Origin of the sequence: Bradyrhizobium sp. S69, from assembly GCF_009766005.1 — a bacterium.
In the GTDB taxonomy this organism is placed as follows: domain Bacteria; phylum Pseudomonadota; class Alphaproteobacteria; order Rhizobiales; family Xanthobacteraceae; genus Bradyrhizobium.
On record NZ_LMUK01000043.1, the window covers coordinates 90988 to 99177 of the forward strand.

At 56.1% G+C, this 8190-nt stretch carries 9 protein-coding genes; 5 read left to right on the forward strand and 4 right to left on the reverse strand.

What is annotated here, in order from left to right:
• Window positions 1-87: 87 nt before the first annotated feature.
• The 4 genes from GSQ88_RS22890 to GSQ88_RS22905 all read left to right on the forward strand — a co-directional run bounded on the left by GSQ88_RS22890 (window position 88) and on the right by GSQ88_RS22905 (window position 4228).
• Complete coding sequence (locus GSQ88_RS22890; protein WP_246784939.1) at window positions 88-1131, forward strand: fatty acid desaturase; 1044 nt, start codon at window positions 88-90, stop codon at window positions 1129-1131.
• Window positions 1128-1937 carry a phosphate/phosphite/phosphonate ABC transporter substrate-binding protein gene (locus tag GSQ88_RS22895; protein ID WP_246784940.1) on the forward strand — a complete coding sequence of 270 codons (810 nt, stop codon included), beginning with the start codon at window positions 1128-1130 and terminating at the stop codon, window positions 1935-1937. Before GSQ88_RS22890 ends, GSQ88_RS22895 begins: the two co-directional genes overlap by 4 nt.
• Before the next feature lie 511 nt (window positions 1938-2448).
• Window positions 2449-3561: a DUF6538 domain-containing protein gene (locus tag GSQ88_RS22900; RefSeq protein ID WP_159010033.1), complete on the forward strand. Its 1113-nt coding sequence runs from the start codon at window positions 2449-2451 to the stop codon at window positions 3559-3561.
• Entirely contained in the window at window positions 3542-4228 is a 687-nt protein-coding gene (locus GSQ88_RS22905) for a site-specific integrase (protein WP_159010034.1), read from the forward strand. The genes GSQ88_RS22900 and GSQ88_RS22905 overlap by 20 nt, the downstream gene beginning before the upstream one ends.
• On the opposite strand, the gene GSQ88_RS22910 is transcribed toward GSQ88_RS22905, so the two are convergent.
• Window positions 4221-5351 carry a hypothetical protein gene (locus GSQ88_RS22910; RefSeq protein WP_159010035.1) on the reverse strand — a complete coding sequence of 377 codons (1131 nt, stop codon included), beginning with the start codon at window positions 5349-5351 and terminating at the stop codon, window positions 4221-4223. The genes GSQ88_RS22905 and GSQ88_RS22910 overlap by 8 nt on opposite strands.
• Window positions 5352-5575: 224 nt before the next feature.
• Here GSQ88_RS22910 and GSQ88_RS22915 point away from each other — a divergent pair, with 224 nt between their 5' ends.
• Window positions 5576-6091: a YjaZ family protein gene (locus GSQ88_RS22915; protein ID WP_159010036.1), complete on the forward strand. Its 516-nt coding sequence runs from the start codon at window positions 5576-5578 to the stop codon at window positions 6089-6091.
• 283 nt (window positions 6092-6374) lie between these two features.
• Here the strand turns inward: GSQ88_RS22915 and GSQ88_RS22920 are convergent, their stop codons facing one another.
• The 3 genes from GSQ88_RS22920 to GSQ88_RS22930 form a co-directional block, all read right to left on the reverse strand.
• Complete coding sequence (locus GSQ88_RS22920; protein WP_159010037.1) at window positions 6375-6524, reverse strand: hypothetical protein; 150 nt, start codon at window positions 6522-6524, stop codon at window positions 6375-6377.
• A gap of 169 nt (window positions 6525-6693) precedes the next feature.
• Entirely contained in the window at window positions 6694-7623 is a 930-nt protein-coding gene (locus GSQ88_RS22925; protein ID WP_159010038.1) for a hypothetical protein, read from the reverse strand.
• Between the two features lie 128 nt (window positions 7624-7751).
• Complete coding sequence (locus GSQ88_RS22930) at window positions 7752-8102, reverse strand: hypothetical protein (RefSeq protein WP_159010039.1); 351 nt, start codon at window positions 8100-8102, stop codon at window positions 7752-7754.
• Window positions 8103-8190 lie beyond the last annotated feature (88 nt).

An 8190-nucleotide genomic window follows, 5' to 3' on the forward strand; every position in this document is an offset into this window, starting at 1 on the left:
CGTCCGACGCCGCCGTTATTGGCGATGATGTTCAGGTGAGGGCTACGCGACCTGTGCACAATCGATCTTGGCCGTGGCGGAGGACGCGTGCCGTTGACCGATTTAAGCTTGGCTGCGGATTTTCACCATGGAATTGGAGTTGGCAGCGCCAGATCCGTCATTAGCTCGGAGGATGCGGCGGAACGCCTGACGCTCGCCATTGCCGAACATTCCGCTTCGCAATCATGGTTCGAGCAGCATGACGGGCCGACGCTTGTTGTCGCTGCTGCGATCTATACGAGTTGGCTGTCGCTGCTCGCGTCGTATGCGTATGTCCCGTGGTGGATCACAGCCCCGCTGGCGGGTTATGTCGTGCAGTGGCATTTCTCGCTGCAGCACGAGGCCATTCACAGCATGAGGGGTCTGCCGAGATGGCTGCGTCGCGCGCTGGTCTGGCCGCCGCTCGGTATCTGGTTTCCGTTCGAGCTTTACTGTCGCTCGCATTCGCAGCATCATCGCAACAACCATCTCACCTATCCGGGGGAGGATACCGAGTCGTACTATCACGAGGAGGAGGACTGGGAGGACTACGGCGATCTCTGGCGGTGGCTTCTGATCGTCAACCAGACCTTCCTGGGCCGGCTGTTTCTCGGTCCATTGCTGCGGACGCCTCGGCTTTTCATCAAGGAAGTTGGCAAGATGGCTGCCGGCGATACGGCAAATGCCGGCATATGGGCTCGTCACTTCGTGGGCTTGGCTTTGATGCTGCTGCTCGTGACGAAAGTGTTCGACATATCCGTTGTGCAGTACCTTGTGGTGTTCGTCTATCCCGGTCTGGTGTTTGGCATGATGCGCGGCTTCACCGAGCACCGCTGGGGCGAACGGCCCGGCGAACGCACGGCGGTGGTCGAGTCGAACTGGGTGTTCGGATTGTTGTTTCTATGGAACAACCTTCACGTGGTTCATCACGTCTTCCCGACGCTGCCGTGGTGGAAAGTACCTCGGGTCTGGCGGCAACATCGTGAGCGCATCCAGGCGCATAATGGCGGCTTCGTATTTCGAGGTTACGGCGAGATCGCGCGACGATGGCTGGTGACGCCGAACTTCATCCCGATACATCCACCGAGCCGCACCAGCGGGAATTCGGAATGACGCGGACGGCAAGCCTGCCGATGTATTGTCTTCCCGAAATGGCTGCCGCCAACGCTGCCTTCTGGATGGCTTTGCAGCGGAAGCTTCGCGCCAGGGGCGTCGATACGACTGACGTCGAACTGGAGGGGGAAGGGCGCCCGACGCTGGAGGGTGTCGGACCGACGATCTTCCTCACCCAGATTTGCGGCTATCCCTTGTTCAAGCACTATCGCGATCAGGGTATCATGCTCGCCACGCCGCACTATGCGGTGCCTGGGTGTACAGGATCGACCCATCGCGCCTTCTTCATGGTTCGGGTTGATGATGCGGCCGAGCGCCTGGAAGATTTGCGGGGGCGGATATTCGGTTGCAACAGTCTATTGTCGAACTCCGGAATGAACCTGCCGCGACTGTCGTTGGCGCGGATTGCAGGCGGCAAGCCGTTCTTTTCTTCGGTCGTCATGACCGGAGGGCACGTCGCGAGTCTCGAACGCCTCGGCGACCGCAGCATCGATGTCTGCTCGGTCGATAACGTGACCTGGGGGTTTTTCAGAAAATTCCGGCCGGTCGTCGCGGAGCGATATCGCATACTCGACGAGACTGTAAGCAGTCCGTCGTTACCTTTTGTTACCTCTGTGAAAACGACCGCCTCCGATGCGGTTGCCATCGCCGAGGCACTGCATGAGATCATCGACGATCCGCAGACCGCAGACATACGTGGGACGCTGGAACTCGCTGGCTTTTCCGTGCCGGACTTCGGCGCCTACGAACGTCTGGCGGAATATGAGCGCGAAGCCGCCGACCTCGGCTTTCCCGAGATAAGATAGGGCAGAGGCAGCCGCGGTAGAATTGGTATCCCAATCTGCTCAATGCGCGGGTTGCAGAAATGGTGGCAGTAGATCCATCATCGCCTTGCGTCATTGTCGCTGCGCAACGGCCAGAGCTGAAAAAAGCCGCGAGCTGCAATTTTCTCCGGTCAAATCGATTTTTGGAAAATCGGTTGCGCGCCCGACTGTCGTTTCATACGTCGTTCGAGAACCCGCTCGCACCGAACGCTCCGCCGCGGGAGAGCATCGAGGCCCGGGCCGCTGGTGTTCTTTCCGCCGGGGTCCTGAAGCTGCTCTGCTTCCCCTGCATGGATGGGGAAAGCACCTCTCGGCGGGGCATTTTCTTCGCAAAATGGAAATATATTCAGAGGCTTATGCGCTGGCTGGGGAACTAGGACCCTGAGGCCCCCAGCCAAAAGCCTAAAGAATTCAATAAAACTAATATTTTCAATGTCTTGTATCGCCGGACTGTTACGGGTAACTGTTACGGGATGGTGTTACGAGGATTCTTATGTCTTTAGCTTCAAACGTGGTCAAGCGGCCGGGCAGTTCGATGTATTACGCCCGTATGGAGGTGCCGGTTGACGTTCAGCCGTTGCTCAAGAGGAAGCAGCTTTGGAAGTCTCTAGGCACCCGCGACCCGCGTGAGGCCCGCGAAAAAGTTCTGCCGGTGCTGATCCAATGGCGCGCCGAGTTCGCCGAACTGCTCAAGCGCCGGGCGCCAACGCCGGACGATCTACAGGCCGCCGTGTGGTCCCAATACGAAGGTGAGCTTGAGCGGGACCGGCTTAGGCGGGCGGCTTTACCGACTGACGCCAAGGTTCAGGAAGCCACTCGCGAGCTACAGGCCGATATCGAGGCAGGGAAGGTCGCGTGGCCCGCTGAACCGCTGGCGCAGCTAAGCGTGACCATGGATATCATTATGATGAAAGACGCGGCCGAAATGGACCGCGAACGCCGGGCCATTCTGCTGGCTGAATACCGGAAGCACCTCGCGACAGGCGAGACCGCGCTGATTTCAGCCTATGCCGATCAGGCTATCGAACGCGATCGGCTGCTGATCGAAAGAGGATCACCTGCCTACCGCGACCTTTGCCAGCGCTTGCAGCGCGCCCAGATTCAGGCGCTGGAACGGGCCGCTGAGCGCGACCTTGGCAAGTTCGATGGCGTAGCGACGGATGAGCTTGTGAGGCCGCCCGATCTAACCATGGGCAACCGGTTCGCCGTGCCGGGCGAGTCGATCATGGAATTGTATGATCGCTTCAAAGCCGAAAAGGCCGGTTCGGCGAGACCGGACACATGGGAGCAGAACCGAAAGCTTGTGAAGCTGTTTGCCGAGTTCATCGGTGAAACCTCACACATTACCGCAGTCACGAAAAAAGCGGTTCGCGATTGGAAGCACAAGCTGGCGCTCTGGCCCTTGAAGGCGGCCGACATGAAGGTGTTCGCCGGGCTATCGTTCCGTAAGGTGATCGATGCCAATGTCGCGATCGGCAAGCCGACCATCAGCCAAAAGACGATCAACAAATACTTGTCTGCCGTGGGCAGTTTCGCCGAATGGCTGTTGCAGAATGAGTATATCGACCAAGACGTGATGCGCGGGAATGTATCTCGTGATCGATAAGAGGAAACGGACGCGCTTTCCGTTCACTGCCGATCAGCTTAAGACGATCTTCGCTTCGCCACTGTTCGCAACGTGCATGGGCGAGGGCCAGGAACACAAGCCCGGCAACCTCGCGGTGCGCGACTGGCGATATTGGATGCCTTGGATTGGTCTCTACAGCGGCGCCCGGCTTGGCGAGATTGCGCAGTTATCGACGGTCGACATTCGCCAAATTCACGGCGTTTGGGTGATGCACGTTACGGAAGAGGGATCGCCGCTCAAGTCGACAAAGACAGCCGGATCAATGCGCGTCGTGCCGATCCATAGCGAACTGATCAAGCTCGGCCTAATCGAGTATCACGCCAGCATGGTTGCAAGTGGTGAATTGCAGTTATTTCCGCAACTCCAGCCGGACACGCGGGGCTTCTATTCCGGTGTGCCGTCCGGCTTCTTTAATGACTATTTTCGCAGCATCGGTGTTAAGGTGGACAAGAGGGTCAATTTTCACAGCTTCCGCCACGGCATTGCCGATGCGTTTCGTGATGCCGGATATCTGGACGAGCAATTTAATATGTTGCTGGGCCATACCAAGGCGACAACCACCGGGCGCTATGGCATTTTGCCGGAAGGCATCTTGAGCGAGCGCGTCAAGATGATTGAGGCGGTGGCGTTTCCGGGGCTCAACTAGGTTTGCTGGGGACTGGCCATGAGAAATTCAAAGCACTGAATTGCGGTCCCACGTCGAGTTTGCATAGTTTGGAGCCATGTTTGATCCGCAAGCTCGGGCGCTTGTGCAGAAGTTCGAACGTCACGGTAAAATGCAGACTGTTGAGTCGACTTGTTCCAAAGGCGTTCAGAACCTCAGCATTTTCTCGCGTGAAGAATTGCGAAAATTCTCGTAGGCGGCTAGCGAATTTTGAGACGCCCTTATCAATCCCCTCCATGATTGCGACGCCCGCGTGACGCTGCTTTTCGCTGATTGCGCAAATGAACTCCATGGCAGCTTCCTCGGTGGGAAGGCTGTCCACGGATTCCAATTGTCGTATGATATTTTCTAGCTCCTTTACGGGGTGATACTCATTGATGACTGCGAGCGCGCCGCTCAGCGTGCCAAAATTATGCTCGCGAGTTTCGATATCTGTGCTGCCTCGGCCTCGAAAACCCGCAGGGCCGAAGTAGTCATTGTCAATCTCGTCATCTTCGCCGCCGCGAATAATTTCGGAAAGCATAAGGCTGCCGCTGTATTGGTGCTTGGTTGAACGCAAAAGAGAATGCACCATCGGCAAATTATGTTTGAACTTCCGATAGAGTCGCTGTGCTTCCGCCGCTGCCGGTTTGAGATCCAGAAGGACAGCCATGCGGGCTTCCACCAGCGGTAAACACTCTAAGAGATAATTCTCTTCATAGTCGCGCTTGGTGCGATACTTGTATTCGCGTTCAGCGTTCGCCATGGCCTCTTTGTCGGCGCAACAGTGGCCGATGACCGCAACGCATTGAAGGCTTGGAACATGAATGAGCGCGCCGGTTAAGAACTTGTTCGACGTGCACATTGGGCAGGGTGCGTTGTCACCCTCTGGCCTTTTCCTGCCATCAAGAACGATATCTTTCTTGATGATGTAGAACTCAACGTCTTTTGGGATTTGGTTCCGATACAGCGCTTCCATCGTCTCTGGCTGCGCGGTGTCTTTCAAATGCTGAATAACCAATTCAACAAACATACCCAACGGCCGTTCAGGGAACGGTCGCCAAGGCAATAACGGTTTGTCTTCCCCACCTCTTACGCCACGCGAACCCTTACGGTCCTTGGCCATTAAAACCCCTCTGAGAACGAACCCAGAAAACTTGTTTTGTTCTTGCTCTAGTCCCCAAGATTCAGATGGATAACCGGTTCCATGTAGGTATTTCTGGGGGGTGTGCAAGGGGCTCCCCACTACATTTAGTAATGTTTAGCGAATTCAGATAGTTACCTCAGGCCTTTAAGTGTCGTCCTGCCTGATTGTGTTTACTTCTGATCAATCTTTTGGTTGAACGCCTTATGGCGTTCTTCAAGTCGAAAAAGATTCAGGGGACGGTTTACGATCTTCCCCACCTTGAACCGTTTAAGTTCAACGTAGCGGCGGACGATGAAGAATATCGCGTCCTGGTCGAGTTTGGTTGCCATTGCTTCACCACCAAACTCGAACAACATCACACCCCCGACTTGGTTTACGAACACAAACTCGAGAAGCGCGCGTTTGATATTGAGCGCTATGAGCTATCAAAGCTGCTTCCCGATTACATTCGGGGGTTGGTCGGAAGCTCGGTTTATTGGAGCAACAAAGGAAGCTTTTTCTTTTGGCGAACCCCAGAAGACGACTTGTATCTGATCTTTTTTACCGCTTTGAAAGCGAAGACCGGGAACGTGAACGTCCGGATCAAGATAGAATCCGCATATCCGGCGCAGAAGATGACGAAATACGCATCTCCAATCGAATTTGCTGACCTTATAAAGACTAAGGCTGAGGGAGGATTTCCGGATTTTGGACCGACAGTGGAGCTGAAACGAAAATAGGCCCCGCAGGGCCTACTTCTGGAGTATTTAAACTCCGCATGGTTCCATCTTACGTCCCACAGGGAACCAGCCGAAGCTGGCATGTTCGCCGTATTGCCCCGAAAGGCTCAACCACTCATAGACGACGCGGAGATAATAGCCATTCGGCCAGAAAGTTCAATAACAATCGTAAGGGCGTTTTCAGGGGATTTCGGGCGAAATCGAGCGCTTTTTGAGCCCTTTTGTCGGTTTTTACCCATTCTTAAGCTCTCATGTGGCGCTTCACTGGTCCGAAAACAAGGCCTCAGAGAGAGACCGCGTGGATCGATTCTGGCCAGATATTGCCTGCCTCGCCGAACGCTATTTTGATGTCGTCCGGGTCAGTATTGGTCATTGCTGCGATGGCAGCTACGGCGCGCCGGTAGTTTTCGGTCTCAATATAAATCTCAGCCATGGTGTGATGCTTCCTGCGTTGCGGGTGATCCGCTCAATCCCGATTCGCAGGTCGATTGAATCGGGGCAAGAGGCTGGGCAACGCCTGTAAGTCAACGCTGACTGTTGAGCTTCCGGGATGGAAACGCAGGAAGCCCGCGATCGGCCGGCAATTGATGATCAACGCTGGCTTACTTTTGGTTTCGAAGTTTATTTTCATACAGGGCTTGGGCGAGCTTCCGAAGCGGGTTGCTGATCACGACGCCCTTGCCAGAGATCAGCCGGCGAACCTTGGGCATGTTGCCAAGGGCGTAGTCCACCCAGCCGTCAAGGTCGGTCTGGGGCGTCAAATCAAGCTGGCGCTCATGGTGCTTCCGGGAAGCCCAATCGCCCCCTGCATGACGTAGGGCGCGCTCAATGGCGTTCAGAACGTTGTCGTCACAGACAATCCCGCCGTGAAGATGCAGGCGCCCTTGGCTGGTCGTATCCACGACAAACCAGAACAGCGGGACGTAACCAAGCTCCCGCTGAAGCGCCCGGACGATCATGCCACGCATATAGGCTGAGAAGCCCTTGGGACTCGCTAGGGCGGCTTTTTCCTGATCTAGGCCCAGATTGAGCGAGAGAGCGTAGGGAACGCCAGTGAGCGCCCTATTGGCTGCAAAAAGCTTGGCCCGGTCGCTTGTGAATACCCATGCAGGCGGCCGGGCGTTCTCATTGCATGGGGTAGGGACTGGTTGGTTTTGCGGTGTCGATGGGGTCGAAATGAGGGGTTGTAGGGTGCCTACTAAAGAGGGGTATTGAGCACGAGGCGCGCGAAGCTCGTTTTGCTGAATCGCTTTAATGACTTGGGCGTCACGATCGTTGGATCGGCGACGGCGCCTCGTGACTTTTTTCGACAGCGGCTTTTCGGAATCGCTCGTGACTTTTTTCGACCATGGTGCCGCGTCTGGGAAATAGAAATCGAGCCCGACGAAAACGTCCGCGTCGGTTTCCGGCATCGGCGTCATGTCATTATCGGCGAGGAGATCGCTTAATATTTTTTCGGGATCGTCCTGCAAACCCTCGTCGGATTTGCTATAGTGATCGCTGTGGATGACTTTTCGTCTGAGCAATGGCAAGTCGTTCTCCTTGATACACAGCCTCCATCTTCTCCGGGATGGGGGCTGTTTTCGTTGTTAGCTGGTAGTCGGCGACGGCCCCTGAATGATTGAACCACTCAGTATAGCGTTTGCGTCGAAGGTCCGCGTTATTGGCGCAGAATGCCGCCGGGCCGCCTCTGTGTCCTCAACTCCTTGCCGATAGCCGCCTGAATACCCTCGCTGATGTGCTTTTGAATTTGCATGGCCATATCCTTGTTCTGCGCCGGACCGCCCCCGGCCGCGCCATGGACGTTGATATCGCCGAGTGTGATGTGATTGGTCTGGCCGCCGATCATGGGTGCGCCGTTGGGCGGGCTGGCGAGGCCACTGACGGGGCCGCCGTCAGCGAAGCGGGGAATGCGTCCCCCGTTGATCGCCTCTAGCAGCGCCCGGTTACTGGCCGTTGAGCGGGCGTTCACAACAAACTCGCCATCGCTCAGCCGGGCGTGGATTGTCATTCGGCCTGCAATATTGACCCCCTAAGCCGGGGGATCGGCGTCCAAAATTGACCCCCTACAGGTTGGTCTGTTGCGCTGCCTGCTTTGT